22 protein-coding genes are annotated in these 22,889 nt (G+C 62.0%); 10 read left to right on the forward strand and 12 right to left on the reverse strand.

All coding sequences use genetic code 11. The features are described 5' to 3' along the window. Nucleotides 1–296 precede the first annotated feature (296 nt). Entirely contained in the window at nucleotides 297–1,577 is a 1,281-nt protein-coding gene (locus FP2506_RS12810) for an MFS transporter (RefSeq protein WP_007067937.1), read from the forward strand. 22 nt (nucleotides 1,578–1,599) lie between these two features. Here FP2506_RS12810 and FP2506_RS12815 read toward each other — a convergent pair whose 3' ends face one another. The 6 genes from FP2506_RS12815 to hemC all read right to left on the reverse strand — a co-directional run bounded on the left by FP2506_RS12815 (nucleotide 1,600) and on the right by hemC (nucleotide 8,234). Further along, a complete protein-coding gene (locus FP2506_RS12815; RefSeq protein ID WP_007067938.1) occupies nucleotides 1,600–2,388 on the reverse strand; it encodes a glutamine amidotransferase in 789 nt (262 codons plus the stop codon). Between the two features lie 3 nt (nucleotides 2,389–2,391). Further along, the gene (locus tag FP2506_RS12820) at nucleotides 2,392–2,865 is read right to left on the reverse strand and encodes a tellurite resistance TerB family protein (RefSeq protein WP_007067939.1); all 474 of its coding nucleotides are present in this window, start codon (nucleotides 2,863–2,865) and stop codon (nucleotides 2,392–2,394) included. Between the two features lie 210 nt (nucleotides 2,866–3,075). Next, on the reverse strand, nucleotides 3,076–4,644 hold the full coding sequence (locus tag FP2506_RS12825; RefSeq protein WP_007067940.1) for a heme biosynthesis protein HemY: 1,569 nt from the start codon (nucleotides 4,642–4,644) through the stop codon (nucleotides 3,076–3,078). Nucleotides 4,645–4,662: 18 nt separating this feature from the next. After that, nucleotides 4,663–6,438 (reverse strand): COG4223 family protein, encoded by a 1,776-nt coding sequence (locus tag FP2506_RS12830; RefSeq protein WP_007067941.1) that lies wholly within the window; start codon nucleotides 6,436–6,438, stop codon nucleotides 4,663–4,665. Nucleotides 6,439–6,571: 133 nt separating this feature from the next. Then, nucleotides 6,572–7,300: a uroporphyrinogen-III synthase gene (locus FP2506_RS18085; protein WP_187289050.1), complete on the reverse strand. Its 729-nt coding sequence runs from the start codon at nucleotides 7,298–7,300 to the stop codon at nucleotides 6,572–6,574. Next, entirely contained in the window at nucleotides 7,284–8,234 is a 951-nt protein-coding gene (hemC, locus tag FP2506_RS12840) for a hydroxymethylbilane synthase (protein WP_007067943.1), read from the reverse strand. The genes FP2506_RS18085 and hemC overlap by 17 nt, the downstream gene beginning before the upstream one ends. 209 nt (nucleotides 8,235–8,443) lie before the next feature. Between hemC and tsaD the strand changes: the two genes are divergently transcribed. From tsaD to FP2506_RS12860, 4 genes are read left to right on the forward strand one after another with little or no spacing between them, the layout of a single operon-like run. Next, on the forward strand, nucleotides 8,444–9,553 hold the full coding sequence (tsaD, locus tag FP2506_RS12845) for a tRNA (adenosine(37)-N6)-threonylcarbamoyltransferase complex transferase subunit TsaD (RefSeq protein ID WP_007067944.1): 1,110 nt from the start codon (nucleotides 8,444–8,446) through the stop codon (nucleotides 9,551–9,553). Further along, on the forward strand, nucleotides 9,550–10,536 hold the full coding sequence (locus FP2506_RS12850) for an NAD(P)H-dependent glycerol-3-phosphate dehydrogenase (RefSeq protein ID WP_007067945.1): 987 nt from the start codon (nucleotides 9,550–9,552) through the stop codon (nucleotides 10,534–10,536). The genes tsaD and FP2506_RS12850 overlap by 4 nt, the downstream gene beginning before the upstream one ends. Nucleotides 10,537–10,572: 36 nt before the next feature. Beyond that, entirely contained in the window at nucleotides 10,573–10,863 is a 291-nt protein-coding gene (locus FP2506_RS12855) for a YciI family protein (RefSeq protein WP_007067946.1), read from the forward strand. A 10-nt stretch (nucleotides 10,864–10,873) separates the two neighbouring features. Then, nucleotides 10,874–11,311, forward strand: a complete 438-nt coding sequence (locus FP2506_RS12860; RefSeq protein WP_007067947.1) for an EVE domain-containing protein — start codon at nucleotides 10,874–10,876, stop codon at nucleotides 11,309–11,311. Nucleotides 11,312–11,338: 27 nt separating this feature from the next. On the opposite strand, the gene FP2506_RS12865 is transcribed toward FP2506_RS12860, so the two are convergent. Both FP2506_RS12865 and FP2506_RS12870 read right to left on the reverse strand, forming a co-directional pair. Next, nucleotides 11,339–11,725 carry a hypothetical protein gene (locus FP2506_RS12865; RefSeq protein ID WP_040489138.1) on the reverse strand — a complete coding sequence of 129 codons (387 nt, stop codon included), beginning with the start codon at nucleotides 11,723–11,725 and terminating at the stop codon, nucleotides 11,339–11,341. A gap of 56 nt (nucleotides 11,726–11,781) precedes the next feature. Next, nucleotides 11,782–12,267: a hypothetical protein gene (locus FP2506_RS12870; RefSeq protein WP_007067949.1), complete on the reverse strand. Its 486-nt coding sequence runs from the start codon at nucleotides 12,265–12,267 to the stop codon at nucleotides 11,782–11,784. Between the two features lie 192 nt (nucleotides 12,268–12,459). On the opposite strand from FP2506_RS12870, the gene FP2506_RS12875 reads away from it, so the two are divergent. Together FP2506_RS12875 and FP2506_RS12880 are read left to right on the forward strand one after the other, a co-directional pair. Further along, nucleotides 12,460–12,678 carry a DUF3072 domain-containing protein gene (locus FP2506_RS12875; protein WP_007067950.1) on the forward strand — a complete coding sequence of 73 codons (219 nt, stop codon included), beginning with the start codon at nucleotides 12,460–12,462 and terminating at the stop codon, nucleotides 12,676–12,678. Nucleotides 12,679–12,803: 125 nt separating this feature from the next. Continuing rightward, nucleotides 12,804–14,108, forward strand: a complete 1,305-nt coding sequence (locus FP2506_RS12880; RefSeq protein WP_007067952.1) for an MFS transporter — start codon at nucleotides 12,804–12,806, stop codon at nucleotides 14,106–14,108. Here FP2506_RS12880 and rimM read toward each other — a convergent pair. The 4 genes from rimM to FP2506_RS12900 form a co-directional block, all read right to left on the reverse strand. Continuing rightward, nucleotides 14,096–14,653, reverse strand: a complete 558-nt coding sequence (gene rimM, locus FP2506_RS12885) for a ribosome maturation factor RimM (RefSeq protein WP_007067953.1) — start codon at nucleotides 14,651–14,653, stop codon at nucleotides 14,096–14,098. The two genes, FP2506_RS12880 and rimM, sit on opposite strands and share 13 nt — an antisense overlap. Before the next feature lie 99 nt (nucleotides 14,654–14,752). After that, the gene (locus FP2506_RS12890) at nucleotides 14,753–15,541 is read right to left on the reverse strand and encodes an ATP-binding cassette domain-containing protein (RefSeq protein WP_040489897.1); all 789 of its coding nucleotides are present in this window, start codon (nucleotides 15,539–15,541) and stop codon (nucleotides 14,753–14,755) included. Further along, nucleotides 15,538–16,608, reverse strand: a complete 1,071-nt coding sequence (locus FP2506_RS12895) for an ABC transporter permease (RefSeq protein WP_007067955.1) — start codon at nucleotides 16,606–16,608, stop codon at nucleotides 15,538–15,540. Before FP2506_RS12895 ends, FP2506_RS12890 begins: the two co-directional genes overlap by 4 nt. 207 nt (nucleotides 16,609–16,815) lie before the next feature. Next, nucleotides 16,816–17,787 carry a sugar ABC transporter substrate-binding protein gene (locus FP2506_RS12900; RefSeq protein ID WP_148227696.1) on the reverse strand — a complete coding sequence of 324 codons (972 nt, stop codon included), beginning with the start codon at nucleotides 17,785–17,787 and terminating at the stop codon, nucleotides 16,816–16,818. Between the two features lie 315 nt (nucleotides 17,788–18,102). Here FP2506_RS12900 and FP2506_RS12905 point away from each other — a divergent pair, with 315 nt between their 5' ends. From FP2506_RS12905 to polA, 3 genes are all read left to right on the forward strand, one after another. After that, nucleotides 18,103–19,317, forward strand: a complete 1,215-nt coding sequence (locus FP2506_RS12905) for an ROK family transcriptional regulator (protein ID WP_007067957.1) — start codon at nucleotides 18,103–18,105, stop codon at nucleotides 19,315–19,317. A gap of 122 nt (nucleotides 19,318–19,439) precedes the next feature. After that, nucleotides 19,440–19,751, forward strand: coding sequence for a PilZ domain-containing protein (locus FP2506_RS12910; RefSeq protein WP_007067958.1), 312 nt, complete (start codon nucleotides 19,440–19,442; stop codon nucleotides 19,749–19,751). A gap of 100 nt (nucleotides 19,752–19,851) precedes the next feature. Beyond that, complete coding sequence (gene polA, locus FP2506_RS12915) at nucleotides 19,852–22,767, forward strand: DNA polymerase I (protein ID WP_007067959.1); 2,916 nt, start codon at nucleotides 19,852–19,854, stop codon at nucleotides 22,765–22,767. The last annotated feature ends 122 nt before the right edge of the window (nucleotides 22,768–22,889 follow it).

Genomic DNA, 22,889 nt, shown 5'->3' on the forward strand with positions numbered 1-22,889 from the left:
TGCCGTCAGCTGTGTACGGCTGAAGCGCTCCGCCGCTTTAATAAGGTAAACCATCGGGAGCAGGCCTCAAGTCTTCCACGAGAATGCGTTTCGGACCAATGGACGCGGCGGGGGAAGCCCCGAATTCATCATCCGGTTGCTCGAACGAAGGCCATACCGCCTCGACGCTTCTCCAAAGCGTGAACACCGGCTGCGACGGCCACCGATTGCCGTCCAACCGCCTTCTGGGATAAGCGCGTGGCCAACAACCTCTCGGGCCCGACGAGACTTGGGGAGGAAACCGCCCGAGGCCTAATTTGAGCGACGAAATTTCCGACGATCTTGGCGCGAAGCCCGGAGCCGGCTCTGCGCGTACGCCCGACGACGACCGGTTTGCCGCATTTCGCAATGATCGCTTCCTCCGTTACTGGCTCGCCCGCTTCCTATCTGCCTTCGCCATCCAAGTCGTCATCGTTGCGGTAGGCTGGCAGGTCTACGATCTGACACGCGATCCGTGGGATCTGGGACTGATCGGGCTTTGCCAGTTCATGCCGGCTCTCCTTCTCGTTCTGGTCACCGGCGCCGTCGCGGACCGCTACTCCCGCCGCGGGATCATGGGCGCCATGACCATTCTCGAAGGCGCGAGCGTCGTCGCACTGATGATCTTCACGTGGGAGGGTCTGGTCTCGCCCGGCCCGATCTTCGTCATCCTCGTCGTGCTCGGCATCGCGCGGGCCTTCTTCGGCCCAGCCTCCCAGGCGCTCGTCGTCAACCTCGTCACACGAGACGAGCTTGCAAACGCCATCGCCTGGAATTCCTCCTCTTGGCAGATCGCTTCGATCACCGGACCGGTGGCGGGCGGACTGCTCTACGGGCTTTCGCCGCTTGTTGCCTACGGTACCGGAGCGACGCTGTTCTTTCTGGCGAGCGTTCTCGTGCTGTCGATCCGCGCACCGGCGCAGCGCCTCCCGACCGAGCCGGCGAGCATGGAGACGATCATCGCCGGCTTTCGGTTCATTTGGCACGAAAAGGTGGTGCTCGGTGCGATCTCGCTTGATCTTTTCGCCGTTCTACTTGGCGGCGCCGTCGCGCTGATGCCGGTCTATGCGCGGGACGTTCTGGATGTCGGACCCTGGGGCCTTGGTCTGTTGCGGGCGGCGCCGGGCATCGGTGCCGTCACGGTCGCGCTCTGGCTCGCCGCCCATCCGATCAAGGACAATGCCGGCGCCATCATGTTCGCCTTCGTCGCAGCCTTCGGCGCTTTCACCGCTCTCTTCGGCCTTTCGACCGTGCCTTGGCTCTCGATCGTCGCGCTCGCCCTGATGGGCGCTTCCGACATGATTTCGGTCTATGTGCGCGAGACACTGATGCAGTTGTGGACACCGGACGACGTCCGCGGACGGGTGAATGCGGTGAACATGGTCTTCATCGGGGCGTCGAACGAACTCGGCGAATTCCGGGCCGGCACCATGGCGACGTTCATCGGCGCTGTTCCCGCCGTCGTCCTCGGCGGATTCGCGACCGTCGGCGTCGCGGGGCTCTGGGCCTGGATGTTCCCTGATCTGCGAAAGGCGAAACATCTCGCCGCGCGCAATTGATATGCTCCCATGCGCTGCAATCTCACCCCTCGACCGGCTCTTCGAAGATCTTCGTCAGAAAAGCGTCGAGCCATCGTTTGACCGGCTCGTCGTAAATCGCCCGGCCATGGAAGTGGTGGCGGCGATGCTGAGCGCCCGGCAGCTTCAGCCGCTCGTGCCCCTTGGTTGTCCAACGATAGACCATGGCCAGCGTCAGCTCGGCATGGAACTGGATCGCGAAGGCGTTCCTGCCATACCGAAACGCCTGGTTGGGATACCAATCGCCTTCCGCGAGTAGGTCGGCGCCCGTCGGCAGGTCGAAGCCATCAGTGTGCCATTGGTAGATCATGTCCGGCCAGTCGGCGATGAAATGACGGCCTGCTTCGGTAGAGCGGAGAGGGTAATAGCCGATTTCCGCAAGGCCTTCCCTGTGGTTTTCGACGCGCGCGCCCAGATGCTTCGCCAGCATCTGCGCGCCGAGGCAAATGCCGAGGAAGGGCTTATCTTCATTGAGGGGAACGGAGAGCCAGTCAGTCTCGCGAGTGATATAGTCGAGATTGTCGTTGACGCTTGGCGGGCCGCCGAAGACGATCGCTCCGGCATGTGCGTCAAGGGTTTTTGGAAGTGGTTCGCCCATGACGGGACGGCGGATGTCGAGTCGCACGCCGTGGGCTCTGAGCACTTGCCCTACGCGGCCCGGCGTCGAGTTCTCCTGGTGGAGAATAACGAGGATCGGCTTCATGTGCCGACCGTCCATTCGATAGCGCGTGCCGGTCTCCATCAACTCCATTCGTTCGCGCCCGTTCGTCTGGAACCGTGCGTGGTCGCTCATTGCTCAGGTTTCCGCCCTGACGGCAAACTCCTTCTTCAGGAGCATACGGTCGCGCCCCGAGACGCCGAGAAGTTCCGAAACCCGCCAGACCACATTATCTTCTAATTCGTGAACTTGCCCATCGGCGAAAGTCATTTCCCATAAATTGCGCACGAACTCGATCCGTTCATCTTCGCCGAGACGGCTCTTCAGGATTGAGGTGAAACGGTAAAGATCGACGGCTTCGTCGTTCGCCCTTTCGCCGGCTTCCGCGACCGCGCGCGCTTGCTCCGTCGAAAGGCGATAATCTTCACGCAGGACAGTGTCGAGACTTTCGCGCTCCTCCTCGGTGACAATCCCGTCGGCCGAAACGACATGAAAGAGCAACGCTGCTATGGCGACGACGAGTTCGTCCCGATCTTCGGATTCGCTGGGCGATACCTCTCCTGCGAACTGGCTGAGAAAATCTCGAAACCCGGCAAAAAACGATCGTGTCATGGAGTCCTGGTGTCCCGTCCGTAGGTTTGCCGCGCGGCCTCCAATGCGAAACCCAGCAGAGCGGCCCCCGAGCCAAACCCTTGGGCCGAATTGTCTCGCAATGCGCTAAGGCAGAGGCGATCTGGCTTCAGCCGCGCTTGGTGAGCACAATCGACAGGATGCGGACCGGGTTGCAGTCGCCGTGACATAATCGACTACGACAGATCGGCTTCATCGTCGACTGGACGCCTCGGGTCGGTCGACCTCGCCCTTAATTGCGAGAAGCGCGCTTGGATAGGTTGTTCCACCATCCTTGCTGTCGCTCGAAAAGTTCGCGTATTTGGGGCGCGGATTACCGTTCAGGGTGCTCGACGCCACTGTAGTCATCGCGGTGGATGGCGTGTGTGCCGATGCCGCCGATGCGTTCGACCCGTCGGAAGAACTTATGATACGCGCGCTTTCTCCGTGATCGCGGGCTCGGGCCTCGATCACCGGGTTACCGTTGCTGTCGCGATGCTCGACGGGCGACTTCCACTCTACGACGCCGAGCTTACGAGTGACCGGCGACACGGGCTGCCACTCGTCGAGAATAACACCGTCGGCCATCCAGACCGGATCGCGCGGCGCAGTGATCGCCTTGGCTAGCCATTCGCGGACACGGCCTACCTCACCGCTCTGCTCTTCCTCGATATCGGCCAGCAGCAAATAGACACTCTCAGTTGGCCGCTTCTGCGCCGCATCCAACGCAGAAGAGCGTGCGAGATCATGTTCGCCAGCATCGAGGGCGGCACGCGCCACCGCGATGTCGGATTCCGGATGTTTTTCGTAGAGCCCCTTCAGCTTCTGCGCCCGGCGCAGTCGGTCTTTCGCCGAATCGCCGGCCTTCGCATGAACATAGGCGTCGGCAATTTCGGGATGTGGCGCGTTCACCCAAGTCGTCTCAAGATAGCGCGTCGCGCGACGTGAGTCGTTGAGGCGGGTGGCGGCCGCCGCAGCCACGAGAGCGGCGGGTACGAAGTCCGGTGCGATCTTCTGGGCGCTGCGCGCCGAAGAGCGGGCCGCTTTCGGATCAGCATCCGCCTGATCCTTCGCTTTGGCGGTGAGAAGGATCGCCCGAATGCGCTTTGCATCTTTATCGCCCAGCATGTCGATCGAACGCTGGGCTTCGAGAACACGCAGCGCGCCATCCCAGTCGCGGCTCGACGACTTGCGTTCGAGGACGGCTTCGGCCGCCCAGGGAAGGTTCGGTGCGATCCGCAAAGCGCGCTCGGCGTAGTATTCCTGAGCACTCTCGTCGCCGACGCGTTTGGCTTCCAGGTAGAGCCCCCGCAGCGCAAGAAGTTTGGTGTTGGGATCTTCTTCCATGTCGCGAAAAATAGCGACGGCACGCTGATGATCGCCCTCAATCAACGCGGTCTGAGCGTCGAGAAACCCGAGGATCGCGCGATCATCCTTCCCGATCCGCCCTTCGCTCTTCTTGATCATCTGGCGGGCGAGAGTCGCGTTACCGGCACCCGCAGCAAGTACGCCGCGCGAGAGGTAGTTGTGGCCCTTGCTGTGCCGCCGGCTCGAATTCCAGGAACTGATCAGACCGGGCGCCTGGAAAAGCTTCGCGACCAGCCAGACCACAAGCACCGACGCGACAATCACGGCCGCCGCCGCGGCAAGGAAGAGGATCATCGAGAATTCGACGGTCTGCTCCTGCCAGACGAATGTGACGGATCCCGGATTGTCAGCCAGCCAGCCGAAGCCGAGGTAGAGCGCAAGGATCAGGATGAAAAATGTCAGTATGCCCCACATAGTCGGCAGCGGCTCCCGTTATCCTTGGTTCGTTTGTGCGTCGGCGCCCGAATTCGCGCCGCCCGAAAGGGTCGCGGAAATCGCGTCGGACAGCGCCTGATTGGCGGCGAGCCGCGCCTCGACGTCGGCGATGAAGTCGCCGCCGGCGGCCTGCGCGTCCTCCGGAAGGCTCTGCCATTCGTCGACGAAACCCGGGAAGTCGCCAGTGGAGATCGCGTTGTCGAGCCTTCCGATGATGGCGTCGGGCGTGTTCGCCGATTCTAGCACCTCGCCGGTCGAGCGCGTCTCGACAAGCGAACGGAAGCCGGCCAGCATCTGATCGCCGATCGGCGCGTCCGCGCCGGGCCCGGTCAGCGCCGCCGAAACCGCGCCTTTGACATCCGCCCAGCGCTGGGCAAGCGAGCCGACCGTCGGCACGCCATTCTCGGCATAGGGCTGCAGCGCCTCGACGGTTTGTTGTGGCCCGCCTGCCTCGGCATACGTTTGGAGCTCGGTCGTGAAAGGTGAGCCATTATCGATGGCGCTTTTCATGCCGGCCGCAGCAAGCGCGATCCGAGCCTGAGAATTACCGGCCTCGATCGCATCAAGCCGTGCAGCGGTCGTACTGGTAGCCTCTTCGATTGCGGCGCGGAGTTCCTGGCGCCCGGTCTCGCCGGCTGCGAGCGCCTGTTCAATCGCTGCCTGAAGTTCCCGGCGGCCAGTTTCCCCAGCCTCGATTGCATCTTGAACGGCTGCCGCCGCCCGTTCGGCCGCCTCTTGGGCGGACGCTGCCGCCTCTCCTGCGCCCGTCGCGGACTCCTGCAGGCCGGACATGTTGGCCTGTGTTTCCGTCAGAGCCTGTTCGAAGGCACTCATGTCCTGAGTCGCGCCTGCCGCATCCTCTTCGCCCGCAGATGCAGCTTCAACGGCCGTGCTTTCTAGCGCGGCAATGCGGTTGCCAAGTTCTTCAAGCTGTTCCGGCGTGAGGCCCGGTATGCCTGCACTCGGCTCCTGATCAGCGGCAACGCTCGCCTCGATGTCGCGACGCAGCGTGACCAGTTCCTCAGCAAGCCGCTCAATATCCTCGCCGGTCGTGTCCTCGGCGATCACCGGCGGACCTGCGAGGCCGTCGCGGAGCTGATCGAGGAAACCGTAGGAATAGAGATAGGCTGTGACGACGAGAGCGACGAGCGCTCCGATAAGGCCGGCGAAAAGCGCGCCGCCAAAACCGAGGCCCGAACTTCCCGAAGGCGGAGGCGCCTTGGTCGATGAGCCCATCATTGTGGTTTCATTTTCCCTTCCTACGGCCGGCCGGGCTGGCGTTTCGTTGCGTTTGACAGGTTCGGGCGTACGGGTGACGGCTGCGGGTCCCTGGTAACCGCCCGTCTTCGACCAGTCGGAGTTTCTCCCGGACCGCGCTTCCGTTGCGCCCGCACCGACATCATCACCGGACACAACCCCGGCGTCGGCAGGCTTTTCAGGCGCCGCTGTGACGGGCTGTTCGGCAGGTGGAGCGAGCGTATCTTCCGGCTTCTTCGTGCCGGGGCGCTTCGCCTTGCTGCTCTTCGCAACAGGCTGATCTTCGGTGACCTGCCCGCCTGCGATAACCGACTCACCCATGCCTTCGGACTTCGCGAAGGTCTCGGCGGCTGCATCCATCGCCGGATCGGACTCTGCCGAGGGATTCACTTCCCCGGTCGCGGCACCACTCGCGGTATTAGCGGAATCGGGCGGCGTATCGACCTTGCGCGAATCCCCATCGATCGTCTTGTTACGCGAACGGTTGGGGCGAGAACGCCGCGGACGGTTCGTCATCGAGACAGCTCCATCGCTTCATGCGAAATATTATGCCGGCTGTCAGATCCGGCGAAAATCGTCTTCCCCAATTCGTCACCCATTCGCAGATCGAGCGCAAGTTTGCGCCATGCATATTTGCGGAACTAGGCGTTCAAAGCCGTTCGAAAAGCGAAGGAAGCGTCGGTCGTTCAGAAATTTCGGCTCGCGATCGAAGGCCTGACGGCAGGGCATCGCTGATTCGTTGGGACAGACAAAGGAGCCGTACGGTTTCGACATTATCCTCCCAATACGGAGCGATACACTCGGCGAAGGCGATGGCCTGAGCCTGCGACATGAGAAGGACCGCATCGGAAGGTGCGCTGTCGAACGCACCTCTGAGTTCATCGCGGCTTGGAGCGCGCCGGACCACATCGTAGACCTCCCAGGTCAGCAGTCTGAACGGCGAGTCGGCAAAGGCCGCTTCGAGTGAACCCGACCGGTTCACTCCGGCTGCGTAGAGAATTGTCGCTCCGTCGTCACGTGAGCCGAACACGGTCGAACAAATATCTGGAAGCGATGCCGCCCTACCGGATCCGAAATGGACATTCGGGAACCCGGCCGCCTCGATTGTCGCTCCCGTCGCTGCTCCAACGGCGAAGACCGGCCTTGGATCACCCGCGAAGGCTTCGGCCAAGGAAGAGACCGCTTGGGAACTGGTCACCGCGAACCCGTCGAAGGGAGCGGTCGGCGGTTCCCCGTCAAGCCGGACGACGGCCTCCAGTGGCAACACGATCGGCTCATGCCCGCGCGACCGAAGCTGCCGGGCGGTTTCTTCACCCGAGGCCCGTTCGCGAAGGATTAGAACCCGCGCCATCAGCAGCCGCTCATGGCTGGGGGTCACCCCATCCGTCGAAGAAATGGGGACCGGCGGCTTCGAGAACCGAGCGCCCTGCGCGCTCGCCGAGGGCAACGGCTCCGTCCGCATCGCCCTCGTCATGAACCTCGTGCACCTCGGTGCCGTCCGGCCGCAGGATCATGCCATGGAATGCAATGCGCCCGCTGTCCCAAAGCACCGCGCGTGCGGCGATCGGCGTGCGGCAGGAGCCGTCGAGTACCTTCAGAAACGCCCGCTCGGCATGGAGGGCAATCGACGTCTCATCGTGGACGATCGCCGAGACCAGATTCTCGATACGAGTGTCACCCTGGCGGCTTTCGATACAGATCGCACCCTGACCGGGAGCCGGCGGAAAGTCCTCCGGCTCAAGGATATCCGTCGCATGGTGCTGCATCTCCATCCGGTTGAGGCCGGCGAGCGCAAGCAGTGTCGCATCGGCCTGGCCCTCGCCGAGTTTGCGCAGCCGCGTCTGGACATTGCCGCGGAAGATGATCGTGTTGAGGTCTGGCCGGAGTCGCTTGATCAGTGCCTGCCGCCGGAGCGAGGCCGAACCGACGGTCGCGCCCTCGGGCAGATCGGCGAGGGTCTTGGCATCTCGCCCGATGAACGCATCTCGCACGTCCTCGCGTTCGAGAAAGGCGGTGATCGCGAGTCCATCAGGAATTGCCGTCGCCATGTCCTTCGAGGAGTGGACGGCGAGATCGATCCGTCGATCGAGCAGCGCCGCCTCGATCTCCTTGGTGAAGAGCCCCTTGCCACCGACCTCCGAGAGCGGACGATCGAGGATCCGGTCGCCCGATGTCGAAATCACCTCGATGGCGAAATCGTCCTCGGTCAGGCCGTGAGCGGCGATCAGTCGGGCGCGGACCTCGCTCGCCTGGGCGAGCGCGAGCGGACTGCCGCGTGTCCCGATCCGGATGATGCCGTCCGCCTGCGCCATGCGTTTCTGCTCCGCTTCCCAGAATGTTCGCCTGGGATCCGGTCTCTTGGGCCGGATCGCTCAAACGTCTCAATCGCATTGCAGGTCCGATGTGGCAACTTGCGCCGTACCACTTGCATAGATCGCGATGACACTTGCGTGCGGTGCCGGGTCTTCCCAGAGGCGGCTCGACCTGCCAAAAGGTCGCGGCAAGAGGAGCGGCACGGCTAATGACAATCGCATATCGATCGGAGAAATGCCCGGTGATCCTGGGCATCGAGACGAGCTGTGACGAAACGGCAGCCGCCGTCGTAGCGCGCGACGAGGCCGGGGCGCCGACGATTCTATCGAACGTCGTCTACAGCCAGATCGACGATCACGCGGCCTTCGGCGGCGTCGTACCGGAGATCTCCGCGCGCGCCCATGCCGAAGCGCTCGACGGCATCGTCACAGCCGCGCTCGACGAGGCCGGTGTGACACTCTCCGAGGTCTCCGCTGTCGCAGCGACCGCCGGCCCGGGTCTCATCGGCGGGCTGATCGTCGGTTCCGTGATGGCGAAGGCGATCGCCCATGCGCGTGGCATTCCGTTCCTCGCGGTCAACCATCTCGAAGGTCACGCGCTGACGCCGCGGCTCACCGACGGACTCGCCTATCCCTATCTGATGCTGCTTGTCTCCGGCGGTCACACACAGATCTTGTTGGTGCGCGGCCTCGGTGACTACGAACGCTGGGGTACGACGATTGACGACGCGCTCGGCGAAGCCTTCGACAAGACCGCCAAGCTGCTAGGGCTCGGCCATCCGGGCGGTCCCATGGTGGAACGCGCAGCCGAAGACGGTGATCCCAAGCGCTTCTCTTTTCCCCGCCCGATGCTCAGGGAGGCGCGGCTCGATTTCTCGTTCTCTGGCCTCAAGACGTCCGTGCGGCAGGCGGCGGAAAAGAACGCGCCTGTGAGCCGGCAGGATGTGAGCGATCTCGCAGCAAGCTTTCAGGCGGCTTGCGCCGACACGATTGCCGACCGCATGGATCGCGCCTTCGCGCGTTTCCGCGACATGTTGCCAGAAATCGCGGCGCCAACGATCGCCGTAGCAGGCGGCGTCGCAGCGAACCAGACGATCCGTCATGCGCTCGAAACCGCTGCGCGGGACGCAGGCTTTACGCTCGTCGCGCCGCCGTTCCGGCTCTGCACCGACAATGGCGCGATGATCGCCTATGCCGGTCTCGAACGGTTCGAGGCGAAGATGTCCGATCCGCTTGATACCCCGGTGCGCTCGCGCTGGCCGCTCGATCGGAGGGCCCAACCTGTGATCGGCTATGGACGCAGGGGAGCCAAAGCTTGACACGTTTCACCGTCATCGGCGCCGGTGCCTGGGGCACCGCGCTCGCCAATCTTTACGCGCGGGCCGATCACGACGTCGTGCTGCTTGGCCGCAACGCCGACGCCATGGCGGCAATGGAGGCGACACGGCGCAACGAAGGTTATCTGCCCGACGTCTATCTGCCACCCGCGCTTCGAGCGACGCATGATGCCAAAGAGGCCCTCTCAAGCGCAGAAGTGGTTCTATTCGTAGTGCCTGCCCAGTCGCTCGCGACGGCTGCCGAGACCTACGGCGATCTCGTTCCGAGCAACGCGATGCTCGTACTCTGCGCCAAGGGCATCGAGCGGCGGAGCGGGCGCTTCTCCTCCGCCATCATGGCCGAGCGCTTTGCGAACAATCCACTCTGCGTCCTCTCGGGACCGAGCTTTGCCGCCGACGTCGCCAACGGCCTGCCGACCGCCGTCACGGTCGCCGCCGGCACGATCGAACGTGCCGACCGCGCCGCAGAGCTTCTGTCGGCGAACACCTTCCGCTGTTATGCGAGCGACGATCTGGCGGGCGTCGAAGCGGGTGGGGCCCTCAAGAACGTGCTTGCCCTCGCCGCCGGCATGGCGATCGGCCGTGGGCTCGGCGAGTCAGCGAAGGCCGCCATCGTCACGCGCGGTTTCGTGGAACTGCGACGGCTCGGCGCGGCGTTCGGTGGCCAGCCGCAAACGCTGATGGGACTGTCCGGCCTGGGCGATCTGATCCTCACCTGTTCAAGCGAACAATCTCGGAATTTCGCCTATGGTATCGCGCTCGGCAGCGGGGTGGACCGCACCAATCTGAAGCTCGCCGAGGGCGTCTATTCCGCTGGTATCGCAGCGCGTCTCGCACGAGAACGCCAGATCGAGGCGCCGATCGTCCAGGCCGTCGCGGAAATCCTTGACGGCGAGATTTCCATCGACGAGGCGATGCACGCTCTCCTGTCGCGCCCCTTGCGCCGGGAAGTTGAGACCGCGTAACGCTTCGGCCGAACATTTTCGGTGAGGAGAATCCCCATGCAGTTCGCAATCATCTGCGAAGACAAGCCGAACAGCGTCGAGCTGCGCCAGTCGACGCGGCCGGAGCATGTCGACTACCTTAACGGCCTCGGCAAGACGCTGGTCTTCGCGGGTCCGTTTCTCGACGAGAGCGGCAATCCCTGCGGCAGCCTTGTCGTGATCGAGGCGGCGGACCAGGCTGAAGCGGAAGCGATCGCCGGCCGCGACCCATACGGCCATGCCGGGCTGTTCGAAAGCGTGACCGTGCGACCCTTCAGGCTCGCGTTCAACACGACCACCAGCACTTGAGGGCGGCCGCATGCGTTACTGGCTGTTCAAATCCGAACCGTTCAAATGGTCCTTCGAGCAGCAGAAGGAAAAGGGCGAGGCCGGCCAGGAATGGGACGGCGTTCGTAATTATCAGGCCCGCAACTTCATGCGCGAGATGAAGGTCGGCGACCGGGGCTTTTTCTATCACTCGAACGAGGGCAAGGAGGTCGTCGGTATCGTGGAGGTCGTCGCCGAAGCCCATCCGGATTCGAAAGACAACTCGGGCAAATGGGAGTGCGTCGACATCAAAGCCGTGATGGACGTCCCTAACCCGGTGAGCCTCGATCAGGTAAAGGACGAGCCGCGCCTCAAGGACATGGTGCTCGTCAACAATTCGAGGCTCTCGGTGCAGCCGGTCGAAGAAGCCGAATTCAAGCTCGTCTGCGAGATGGGCGGCGTTGATACGAAGAAGGCGATGGGCGGATAGGCACACCGCCTTCTCCATTGGAAAGGCTCAGCCTTTGTCGGCCTCACCAAACTCCATAGGATTGCCTTCGACGATCGTGCCAGTGCCTTCGCTCTTGCCGTCCTTGAACCATTCGAGCTGGTCGCCCTCGATCTCGGCCTGATAGCAGCCGTAGTCCGTACCGGGATAGCAGACGCCCTCCTCGGTAATTTCGTAAGGGCCGGTGGTGGAGGCGTCGGCATAGGTGCCGTCCTCGCCAAAATAGCTCGTATATTCGCTGCTCCCCATGCTCCCCTGGAAGGTGTTGCCGACAAGCGCTTCGCGGATTTGCTCGGCAGAAGATTGCGCTAAGGCCGGCGCGGTAAGTGCGAACACGGCGGATGCGGTAAGGATCGAAAGGCGCATAATTATCTCCTGGATAGATGCGGCCACCATCTGATGACCGCCGAAGGGTATGCACTCACTTCGGGCGGAACAGGCGATTGGCGAGGCTAAAGCGCTCCGAAGAGGCGTAATGCCACATTAGATTTCGCTTCAGGAGCGCATCGCCGAGCAACTTTGCGGGCAACTTCTTCAAGCGTTGCTTCCAGCCGATTGCGCTGGGTGAGAGTGCTAAGCAGCTCAGGCGCATAACGAGAGACGAGGTAGTCTCGCTGTACCGAGAGGGCCACGAGGTGTCGCGCGGTCTTGATACGCAGCGTAAGTTTTGAATGCAGCGCCCATTCGGCGCGCTTTGCAAGATCATGCTGCAAACCACGGACAACGGACGGCGCGATCCCGTCCATTAGTAGCCAAGCGTTGAGGTAAAGCTCGATCGCATGGATCGCGGCAAGGCGAAACGGCGCGAGCGTCTCCGGCGCGCCAGGCCTGGCGAGCTTGCTCAAGGCCTTGGCAGCATGCCGATATTCCTCGGCGAGCCGAAAAATGGCCGCCGGTTCGGTTTCGCTTCCCGGATAGGGGTCCGCATGCACCATCATGATACCGCAGATTGGCTCCGAAATCAGAACGATTTGCTACTTTTCGGAACTTAGGGGCGATCCGTACAGGCTTCGCATTTACGCGGTGAACGAGAGATCACCCAAAGCGCGTCAATTTGACGAGTTCGATTCGGGAACGTCCGTGCGCTCGGAACATTTCAAGAACGATAATTTCGATTTCGGAGTCAGAGAATGTCAGATACCCCAAAGGTCGACGCCCCGTCCAATGCAGAAAAGGATCCGCAGGACTGGACGACCGGCAACGAGCCGATGACCGGCGCGCAGGCGTCTTATTTGAAGACGCTTTGCGAGGAGACCGGAACCCCTTTCGACGAGACGCTCGACAAGGCCAACGCCTCGATCATGATCGACAAGCTGCAGTCTGCCAGCAATCGCCTCGACCAGAAGTGACCCAAGGGTGGAAGTCAGCTGAGCGTGTCGGGTGAACACGGTGCTGCTCACTACCGAACGGTCGGACTTGAACTAGTTTAGAGACATTCCAGACTCTCGCGCAATGCGATGAAGGAGTCTGGTGCATGAGCGTCGTCGGCAATCTCGGAGATCTTTTCTTCGAAGACGAAGAGAACCGTGTCTGCAAAGACATTCCCGATGAAGCTTGCCGCGACCAGCCGCAGAACGCGGGACTGCATCTTCTCAGCCTGACCGCGACCAAATCCGGCGACGGGCTTCTCGATCCCAAGCTGATTTTGCCTTGGCTTCTACAATCTGTCGGGGCCCCAAGCGCCGCGATCGGCCTTCTCGTCCCGATGCGAGAGTCGCTGGCGCTCCTCCCACAAATTTTGATCGCTCACCGCGTACGCGAAATGAAACGGCGAAAATGGGTCTGGGCGCTCGGCAGTGCGATCGAGGCCGCCGCGATCTTCGCGATGGTCGCCTGTCTGGTTGCTTTTGAAGGCGCTGCCGCCGGCTGGTCAGTGGCGGCGCTGCTCGCGATTTTCGCGCTCGGTCGGTCGCTGGCGTCCGTCTCCTACAAAGACGTCCTCGGCAAGACGATCTCGAAGACGAAGCGCGGCTCGATCACAGGACTCGCGGGATCGGTCGCCGCCGCCGTGGTGCTCGCCTACGGTGGTGCGCTGGCGCTCGACATACTGCCGCTCGAACAGACGGTGCTTCTCATCGGCCTCGGTGTTGGCGGCGCGCTTTTTGCCATCGCGGCCTTCGCCTTCACGATGCTGGTCGAGGAGGCCGGAGCCAACGAGGGCGCCGAAAACGGCTTCAAGGCCATCCTGACATACGGCCAGCAGGCTTGGGCGGACAAGCAGTTCCGGCTCTTCGTCATCACTCGCGCGCTTTTGACAGTGACCGCCCTCGCACCTCCCTACCTGCTTCTATCGGCCGGCGAGAATGGAGAGCGCAATCTCGGAACGCTCGGCAGCTTCGTTCTTGCTTCGTCGATCGCGGCAATCCTCGGCTCCTATGTCTGGGGCTCTCTGTCGGATCGCTCCAGCCGGCGTGTACTGATGTATTCCGCAATCGCAGGCTTCGTGGTGCTGGCGGCGTCCTCGGCCATCGCGATGATCGAGGCCGCGCAAGGCTGGTGGCCACTTGCAGCGCCCTTCGCGCTGTTCCTGCTGATGCTCTCCTATCAGGGCGTTCGGCAGGGGCGGAAAATCCATCTCACCGACATGGCGAAAGCCGAGGACCGGGCGATCTACACGGCCGTGTCGAACACCATGATCGGCATCGTGCTCCTTGTCATGGGCGCCTTCGGCTTCCTAGCCGATCAACTCGGCTTAAGCTTCGTGCTTGGAGCCTTCGCGGTGTTCTGTCTGGCAGCGGTCTTCGTCGCGATGCGGCTCGACGAGGTTCAGGAGGACTGATCGGCCTCGTCCCCGGTCTCTTCGTCGTCCGGGCCCTCGGCGAGCCCGGCGGCGAGCGGATCGACCTTGAGGAGGCCGGTTTCGAGATCGAGCTCGGGCACTGCGGCTTCCGAGAAGGGGATCATCAGCGTCGTCCCCTCCTCCGGCGCGACCTCCAGAATGTCGCCGGCCCCGAAATTGTGGACTGCGACGACGATACCGACCGGATCTCCCGAAAGCGTCTCGACCGCCAGGCCTTCGAGATCGTCGAGATAGAATTCGTCATCCTCTTCCGGTTCGGGCAACAGAGCGCGTTCGACGAACAGCTCGCGTCCGTTGAGGCGTTCGGCGTGGTTCCTCTCATTCACCTCGTCGAACTTGACGACAACGACCGTCTTTTGCGACCGCGCCGTCTTTACTGTGTACCGGTTGCCATTCTCGTCCTGAAGCGGGCCGTAGGCACCAATATCGGTCGGCTCTTCGGTGTAGGACTTCACCCGCACCTCGCCGCGCACGCCATGGGCACCACCAACAACACCAAGGAGAACCGGATTTTCTAGCTTCATGAAGACCTGACCGGGTGACGGACTCAAAAAGAAGCCCCGCCGGATGGCAGGGCTTTCTCCATAATCACTCGCAGCGGCTCTTCATAGCCGGAATACGGCTCAGGCTGCTTCCATCGAGGCTTCGGGCTTCTTCGCTCCCGTCATTAAAGCCACGGCGTCGTTCATTGAGGCCTGTTTCGGATCGATGACGCAGAGCCGCTTGCCGAGGCGGTGGACGTGGATACGATCGGCGATCTCGAAGACATGAGGCATGTTGTGCGAGATGAGGACAATCGGCATGCCACGCGAGCGGACGTCCTGGATCAGCTCCAGCACCTTGCGGCTTTCCTTCACGCCAAGAGCCGCCGTCGGCTCGTCGAGAATGATCACTTTCGACCCAAAGGCCGCCGCTCGTGCGACGGCAACACCCTGACGTTGGCCGCCCGATAGCGTTTCCACCGCCTGACTGATGCTCTGAATAGTCATCAGGCCAAGATCGTTGAGTTTCTCTCGGGCGACCTTCTCCATCTGGGCGCGGTCGAGCATCCGAAGATACTTGCCGAGAAAGCCTTCTTTACGGATCTCCCGGCCGAGGAACATGTTGTCCGCGATCGAGAGCGCCGGCGACAAGGCGAGCTGCTGGTAAACCGTCTCGATGCCGGCATCCCGTGCCTCGATCGGCGAGGTGAACTTCACCGGCTTGCCATTCAGCTTGATGTCGCCTTCGTCCGGCACCACGGCGCCGGACACGGCCTTAATCAGCGAGGACTTGCCGGCGCCGTTATCCCCGATCACGGCGAGGATTTCACCGGGATAAAGATCGAAGTCGGAGCGGTCTATGGCGGTGACACGGCCGTAATGCTTGACGATGCCGCGCCCCTGCAGGACGGGAGTCGGTTTCTCACTCATGCCGAGATCCTCCGGATCCATTGGTCGATTGCGACAGCAACGATGATGAGCCAGCCCGTCGCGAAGAGCTGCCAGAGAACGTCGACGCCAGCGAGGCGCAGACCCGAATTGAAGACGCCGACGATGATAGCCCCGATCAAAGGTCCAAGGATGGAGCCGCGGCCGCCGAAGAGCGAGATGCCGCCGATGACCACCGCGGTGATCGATTCGAGGTTCGCCTCGAAGAACGACTGGGGCGAAATCGATCCGACACGGCCGATCGAGGCCCAGGCCGCGATGGCGCAAATGACGCCAGCAAGCACGTAAACTGCGACCAGGGTTCGGTCTGTGCGGATACCCGAGAGATCCGCGGCCTCCTTGTCGTCACCGATCGCATAGATGTGGCGACCGAAGGCGGTTCGGTTGAGAACGAACCAGAGAACGCCGAAAATCACCACCATCAGGACGACGCCCCAGGTGAGCACGGCCCCACCGAGATTGAAGCGTTCGCCGAAGAGCTTGAGAAGCGGGGCTTCCGCATCCAGCGTCTGCGAGCGGATCGTCTCACGGTTCGAGAAATAGTAGTTGAGCGCCAGGAAGATGTTCCAGGTGCCGAGTGTGGTGATGAAGGGCGGCAGCTTCACCTTCGTGACGAGCAAGCCGTTCAGCGCACCCGTGCCAGCGCCGCAGAGGAGACCGATCAGGATTGAAATCGGCACCGGCATGCCGACTTCGACGGAGAGCCGGCCCATGATGACGGAGATCATCATCATCACAGCGGCGACCGAGAGGTCGATGCCGGCGGTAAGGATCACGAGGCTTTGCGCTGCTGCGAGAATCCCGACGATCGCCACCTGCTGCATGATCAGCGACAGATTGAAGGCGGAGAAGAAATTCGGCGAGACAACGCCGAATACCACGACCGAGATCAGCAGGACGATGACGGGAACCATCGTCGGATTGCCGTGAAGGAAATGCTGGGCGGTGCCGAGGGCACCCCTGTGCTTCAATTCGAAGGCGGCGATCGAGGTGTCGCTATCCTTCAGGGAGGATTCGTAGTCCGTCCCCTTTCCGCTTGTCTGGCTCATGAGGATCCGATCTCCGAAAAAGAGGGGGACGTCCGCCCGGCGATGCGTAGCGACCGTATCGATCTAACAAGTTCAGCTTGCCGAGAGTCTCAACGACCGCACAGGCCACGCAGACCGATCCTGCCGAGGGGCCACGCACCTCGAAGGGCGCGCGACCGAAAGATCAGATCGCCGGCACTGACAAGCCGTTCCACCGAAGGCTGAAAATCAGCCCCAGCAGCGATCGAGGCCTTCCTCGACCGAGATCGACTCAACGCCGTCGACGGCTTCGTCGGTGACGAGATTGACCCCGGTGTTGAAGAAATCGAGGCCCTCGCTCGGCTGCGGAACGGTGCCGTCCTTGGCGTATTGGGCGATGGCCTCGATCCCCTTTGACGCCATTTCGAGAGGATATTGCTGGGATGTCGCGCCTATGACGCCATCCTCAACGTTCTGGACACCGGGGCATCCGCCGTCGATGGAGACGATAACGGCCTGGTCCTCGATGCCGAAGGATTTCAGCGCTTCATAGGCGCCCGCTGCGGCCGGCTCGTTGATCGTGTAGACCAGATTGATGCCGGGGTCCTGCTGGAGAAGGCTCTCCATTGCCGAGCGGCCACCTTCCTCGTTCCCCGAGGTGGAGTCGTGGCCGACGATGCGCGGGTCGTCTTCGTCGCCGATCGTGTTCTCGTCCTTTATGTCGATGCCGAAGCCCTTGAGGAAACCCTGGTCGCGCAGAACGTCCACCGAAGGCGCTGCCGGCGAAAGATCGAGCATGGCTATCTTGGCGTTTTCGGCTTCGTCGCCGAGTTTCGCGCGAGCCCATTGGCCAATCAACTCACCGGCCTTGAAATTGTCGGTCGCGAAGGTCGCATCAGCCGCATCGATCGGCTCCAGCGGCGTGTCGAGCGCGATGACGAGGAGACCGTTGTCGCGCGCCTGCTGGACGACGCCCGTGATCGCTTTGGTGTCGGACGGCGTGATCAGAATACCGTTCGCCCCTGCCGCGATGCAGCTCTCGATCGCCTGGACCTGGGTTTCATGGTCGCCGTCGATCTTGCCGGCATAGGTCGAAAGTTCGACGCCGAGTTCCTCGGCCTTTGCGGTTGCGCCTTCCTTCATCTTCACGAAGAACGGGTTCGTGTCCGTCTTGGTGATGAGACAGGCCTTCGTGTCGCCGTCCTGAGCGACGGCGGGCATTGCGAAAACGGCCGCCGCAACAAGTGCGGACGTGCCGAAAAGCGTGCGGAATATCACGTGAAGATCCTCCCTGACGATGTGAAATCCAGCTTCTAAATCGAAGCCGGTCTCCTTGTGCATCCGGCCTCCCAGGTCCGGACGTTGGCCACGACAGAACACCGAACTCAGCCGGCTGTCAATAGATAATTCATGAAAAGTTATTTATTGAACGCGGGACATTTTCCGGGCATTCTTTGACCCGGTCGATGGACGGATTTGCTCGATGATGCTCTATCGCAGGCGGCGAGACAATACTGGATCGAAGGGAGGAGAATAATGTCCGAGATCTCCACGGCGGCACGAGACGTCGACGGCAGAGCCCGTGGATCCAACCAGTCTGGCCTGAGGGCCCACAACGAGCGCGCCGTTCTATCCCTGATCCGGCGCAACGGGGAAATGGCGAAGGCCGATATCGCACGCCGGACCGGGCTCTCGGCGCAGACCGCCTCCGTGATCATGCGCTCACTCGAAAAGGAAGAGCTGGTCATCAGAGACGAACCGCGGCGCGGACGGGTTGGCCAGCCATCCGTGCCGATGCGGCTCAACCCGAACGGTGCGCTGTCCTTCGGCCTCAAGATCGGCCGGCGATCAAGCGAACTCGTGATCATGGATTTTGTCGGCGACATCAGGGTTCGCCGCGTCGAACGGTACAGCTATCCAAAAGTCGACGAAATCCGCCGCTTCGTCGAGGAAACTCATCGCGAACTGATGGCGGAAATCGATCCGGCATTGCGGGATCGAATTACCGGACTTGGGGTCGCGATGCCCTTCGAGCTTTGGTCCTGGGCGGCCGAGATCGGAGCGCCCGAAGAGGAAATGGATTCCTGGCGCGATTTCGACGTCGAGGCCGAACTTTCCGCGCTGACTGGTCTCTCCGTTTACGTGGCGAACGACGCTACCGGCGCCTGTGCAGCCGAGAACGTCTTCGGCGGGGCCGATTGCGCCGACTTCGTCTACTTTTTCGTCGGCGCCTTCGCCGGCGGTGGCATCGTCATCAACGGCGACCTCATCCCGGGCCGGCTTGGCAATGCGGCGGCACTCGGCTCTCTCCCGATCCCACGCACGACTGGTGGTGCCGGCCAGCTCATCGAATTTGCCTCAGTCAACAAGCTGGAGATCATGATCCGTGAAAGCGGAGGCGATACGTCCGCGATCGTAGGCAATCAAGCTGCGTGGGACGATCTCGGCGACGTTCTCGAGCAGTGGATCGGCGAAGCGGCATACGGCCTTGCCTATGCCATCCTGTCAGCGAGTGCCGTCTACGACTTCGAGCAGGCCGTAATCGACGGCGCCATGCCACGGCCCGTTCTTTCGCGTCTTATCGAGGCGACGAGCGAACGCTTCGATAAACTGAACCACAAGGGCCTTTCACCCGTCGACTTGCGGCCTGGCAGCGTTGGTCCAAGCGCCAGGGTTCTGGGTGCAGCCAGCCTGCCGCTCTTTGCGCGGTTCCTCCTGGACCAACGCGTGCCCTATGCCGAAAGAAGCTGATTTCTTCAGTATCTCGAGACATCAGGCGACACATAGCCGTTAACCGAGAATGCCTCTTCCAGTTGTTCTGACGCCCCCTCCCTTTTAAGTAGCATGCAGACCGGAACTCAGGGGTACGTAACATGCTGGAACGCCGACAGAAATCTCGCCGACGTGTATGCCTTTCGGCGCAGATCGTTGGCGATCTGACATCCGCCCCTCAAAACGTTCGTCTGCGCACGATCTCTGACGGAGGATTCGAGCTTACGACGGCGCGCGAATGCCTGCCGGGTGAAGACGTTCTCGTCCTGCTCGACCGTGACAATGGCAAGCCGCGCAGTGCGACCGTCGTCTGGCGCAGCTTCGACCGCTTCGGCCTCAGCTTCATGCCGGGCTCCCGCCCCTCTGACGACGCCGTGCCCGGACCGCTTTCGAAGCTCCTTCGGGACGCCTGATCGTGCTTGGGACCGGTACTGATCGCCGCTCGAGAGGTGGTCCGTAAGGGGCGCATGATCTCGATGGACTCTCCATCCGCGCCAAGCTACCTCTTCGCCCATGAAAAAAGGCGATCACCTCTTCCTTGTCGACGGCTCGGCTTATATTTTCCGGGCCTATCACGCATTGCCACCACTGACCCGAAAGTCGGACGGCCTGCCCGTCGGGGCCGTGTCCGGCTTCTGCAACATGCTGTGGAAACTGGTTGAGGAATCGCGCGATACCAATGTCGGTGCCGTCCCGACCCATTTCGCGGTTATTTTCGATTATTCCTCAACGACATTCCGGAATGAGCTCTACTCTGAGTACAAGGCGAACCGCGAGGAGCCGCCGGAGGATCTGAGGCCACAGTTCGGCCTCATCCGTGATGCGGTCCGCGCCTTCGACCTGCCCTGCATCGAGAAGGAGGGCTACGAAGCCGACGACCTGATCGCGACCTATGCAACGCAGGCGGTGGCGGCCGGCGGCGATGTGACGATCGTTTCATCCGACAAGGACCTGATGCAACTCGTCGGGCCACGCGTCATCCTTTACGATCAGATGAAGGACAAGCGTCTCGGCCCCGATGAGGTGAAGGAGAAGTTCGGCGTCTATCCGGAAAAGATGATCGATCTTCAGGCGCTCGTCGGCGACACCTCGGACAACGTTCCGGGAATCCCAGGCATAGGTCCGAAGACAGCCGCGCAGCTCCTTGAAGAATACGGTACGCTCGAAGAGCTTCTCGAACGGGCCACGGAAATCAAGCAGAACAAGAGGCGGGAGAACCTGATCGAGTTCGCCGCTCAGGCACGGCTTTCGAAGAAGCTGGTGACGCTCGATTGCGAGACGCCGCTCGATACCGAGTTGGACGACCTCTACATCCACGAACCGGACGGAGAGAAGCTTGTCGCTTTCCTCAAGGCGATGGAATTCACCACGCTCACCCGGCGCGTCGCAGCGACCCTCGACACCGATGCGAGCGAGGTGGAAAGCGCCAAACTCGAAATCGAGGACGCTCCGCGCGGCCCGGACCTCGATGCCGCCAAGAATCCCGCGTCGCCGGGGGATTCGGTGTTCCCGGCAACGCCCCAGCGCCTCGCTGCCAAGTTGAAGGATGACGCGGCTGGACAGGCGATCGATCGCTCTGCCTATGTCACCATTCGCGACATCGATACGTTGAATAGATGGCTGGACCGCGCTCGCGACAGGGGCGTCATGGCTTTCGATACGGAGACCAGCGAACTGTCCGCTTACAAGGGCCATCTGGTCGGCGTCTCAATGGCGATCACGCCAGGGGAAGCGGCCTACGTGCCGCTGGGCCATGTTGCGGCCGATGCCGATCTTCTCACCGATCCGGATAGCGCCGAGGCTCTTGGCGGTCAGATCCCGATGGACGAAGCGCTCGTGGCCTTGAAAGACGTTCTAGAGGACAAAAGCATCCTGAAGATCGGGCAGAACGTGAAATACGATCTCCTCGTCATGCTTCAGCACGGTATCGCCATGACGCCGATCGACGACACGATGCTGATCTCCTACGCGCTCGACGCCTCGTCAGGGCTCGCCGGCCACGGCATGGACGAATTGTCAGAGCGTTTCCTCGGCCACAAACCAATCAGTTACAAGGAGCTCTGCGGTTCGGGCCGAAGCGCCAAGCCGATTGCCGCGGTCGAGATCGACCGTGTGACCGAATACGCGTCCGAGGACGCCGATGTCACGCTACGTATCTGGCAGGTGCTGAAGCCGCGCCTCGCCGCAGAGGGTCTTGCCCATGTTTACGAGCGGCTGGAGCGGCCGCTGGCCCCGGTGCTTGCGCGCATGGAACAGCGCGGCATCATGGTCGACCGACAGATCCTGTCGCGGCTCTCCGGCAATTTCGCGCAGAAGCAGGCCGCGCTCGAAGACGAGATCGCCAAAATGGCGGGCGAGGAATTCAATCCAGGCTCACCCAAGCAGCTCGGCGAAATCCTGTTCGGCAAACTCGGCCTGCCCGGCGGCAAGAAGACCAAGAGCGGGCAGTGGTCGACCGATGCCCGGGTGCTGGAGGATCTTGCCGCCGAAGGCCACGAACTACCACGCCGCGTTGTCGACTGGCGCCAGCTTACCAAGCTGAAGGGCACCTATACCGATACCCTGCCCCACCACATGGACGAGAACGGGCGCATCCACACCTCTTTCTCCATGGCGTCCACGACGACGGGGCGGCTTTCATCCTCGGAACCAAACCTTCAGAACATCCCGGTGCGCACCGAGGAAGGCCGAGCAATCCGCACCGCCTTTGTTGCGCCAAAAGGCAAGAAGCTGCTTTCGGCGGACTACTCGCAGATCGAGCTGCGTATCCTCGCTCACATTGCCGACATTCCGCAGCTGAAGGACGCTTTCCAGAACGGTGTCGACATCCATGCGATGACCGCTTCGGAAATGTTCAATGTGCCAGTCGAGGGCATGGAGCCCTCCGTTCGCCGACGAGCCAAAGCCATCAACTTCGGCATCATCTACGGCATCTCCGCCTTCGGGCTCGCCAACCAGCTTGCGATCCCGCGCGAGGAAGCCGGCCAGTACATCAAGAGATATTTCGAGCGGTTTCCCGGCATTCGCGATTACATGGACAAAACGAAGGCTTTCGCGAAGAAGCACGGCTATGTGGAGACGCTTTTCGGCAGGCGCGCTCACTATCCCGATATCACTGCAAAGAACCCCCAAATTCGCTCCTTCAACGAGCGTGCGGCGATCAACGCGCCGATCCAGGGGACGGCTGCCGATATCATCCGGCGTGCGATGGTGCGGATGGAAGGTGCGCTCGCGGACGCGAACCTTTCCGCCATGATGCTACTCCAGGTGCACGATGAGCTCGTCTTCGAAGTCGAAGAGGATGAAATCGACGAAACAATTGAAGTCGTGACCAACATTATGGAGGCCGCGGCGAGCCCGCGCGTCATATTGTCCGTTCCGCTTGAAGTCGAAGCGAAGGCGGCGCTTAACTGGGAAGAAGCGCATTAGGCTGTTAGGTGGGAGCTAGCCTCTGTTGACGCACATGTTCTAGGAGCTTGAAGCTGACGCGAAGGCATGCAGATATCAGCATTCGCGCTTCCCGACCGAGCATCCCTTTCAGGACGGTGTCC

The organism is Fulvimarina pelagi HTCC2506, assembly GCF_000153705.1.
Classification (GTDB): domain Bacteria; phylum Pseudomonadota; class Alphaproteobacteria; order Rhizobiales; family Rhizobiaceae; genus Fulvimarina; species Fulvimarina pelagi.

Bases quoted from the DNA above. Each gene is read 5' to 3' on its own strand.
- polA (WP_007067959.1), top strand. From the start codon at position 19,852: ATGAAAAAAGGCGATCACCTCTTCCTTGTCGACGGCTCGGCTTATATT.
- FP2506_RS12815 (WP_007067938.1), bottom strand. From the start codon at position 2,388: ATGAGCGACCACGCACGGTTCCAGACGAACGGGCGCGAACGAATGGAG.
- FP2506_RS12830 (WP_007067941.1), bottom strand. From the start codon at position 6,438: ATGACGAACCGTCCGCGGCGTTCTCGCCCCAACCGTTCGCGTAACAAG.
- FP2506_RS12895 (WP_007067955.1), bottom strand. From the start codon at position 16,608: ATGAGCCAGACAAGCGGAAAGGGGACGGACTACGAATCCTCCCTGAAG.
- FP2506_RS12910 (WP_007067958.1), top strand. From the start codon at position 19,440: ATGCTGGAACGCCGACAGAAATCTCGCCGACGTGTATGCCTTTCGGCG.
- FP2506_RS12860 (WP_007067947.1), top strand. From the start codon at position 10,874: ATGCGTTACTGGCTGTTCAAATCCGAACCGTTCAAATGGTCCTTCGAG.
- FP2506_RS12825 (WP_007067940.1), bottom strand. From the start codon at position 4,644: ATGTGGGGCATACTGACATTTTTCATCCTGATCCTTGCGCTCTACCTC.
- FP2506_RS12880 (WP_007067952.1), top strand. From the start codon at position 12,804: ATGAGCGTCGTCGGCAATCTCGGAGATCTTTTCTTCGAAGACGAAGAG.
- FP2506_RS12855 (WP_007067946.1), top strand. From the start codon at position 10,573: ATGCAGTTCGCAATCATCTGCGAAGACAAGCCGAACAGCGTCGAGCTG.
- hemC (WP_007067943.1), bottom strand. From the start codon at position 8,234: ATGGCGCAGGCGGACGGCATCATCCGGATCGGGACACGCGGCAGTCCG.
- FP2506_RS12905 (WP_007067957.1), top strand. From the start codon at position 18,103: ATGTCCGAGATCTCCACGGCGGCACGAGACGTCGACGGCAGAGCCCGT.
- tsaD (WP_007067944.1), top strand. From the start codon at position 8,444: ATGACAATCGCATATCGATCGGAGAAATGCCCGGTGATCCTGGGCATC.
- FP2506_RS12875 (WP_007067950.1), top strand. From the start codon at position 12,460: ATGTCAGATACCCCAAAGGTCGACGCCCCGTCCAATGCAGAAAAGGAT.
- FP2506_RS12865 (WP_040489138.1), bottom strand. From the start codon at position 11,725: ATGGTGGCCGCATCTATCCAGGAGATAATTATGCGCCTTTCGATCCTT.
- FP2506_RS12870 (WP_007067949.1), bottom strand. From the start codon at position 12,267: ATGATGGTGCATGCGGACCCCTATCCGGGAAGCGAAACCGAACCGGCG.
- FP2506_RS12890 (WP_040489897.1), bottom strand. From the start codon at position 15,541: ATGAGTGAGAAACCGACTCCCGTCCTGCAGGGGCGCGGCATCGTCAAG.
- rimM (WP_007067953.1), bottom strand. From the start codon at position 14,653: ATGAAGCTAGAAAATCCGGTTCTCCTTGGTGTTGTTGGTGGTGCCCAT.
- FP2506_RS12820 (WP_007067939.1), bottom strand. From the start codon at position 2,865: ATGACACGATCGTTTTTTGCCGGGTTTCGAGATTTTCTCAGCCAGTTC.
- FP2506_RS12900 (WP_148227696.1), bottom strand. From the start codon at position 17,787: ATGCCCGCCGTCGCTCAGGACGGCGACACGAAGGCCTGTCTCATCACC.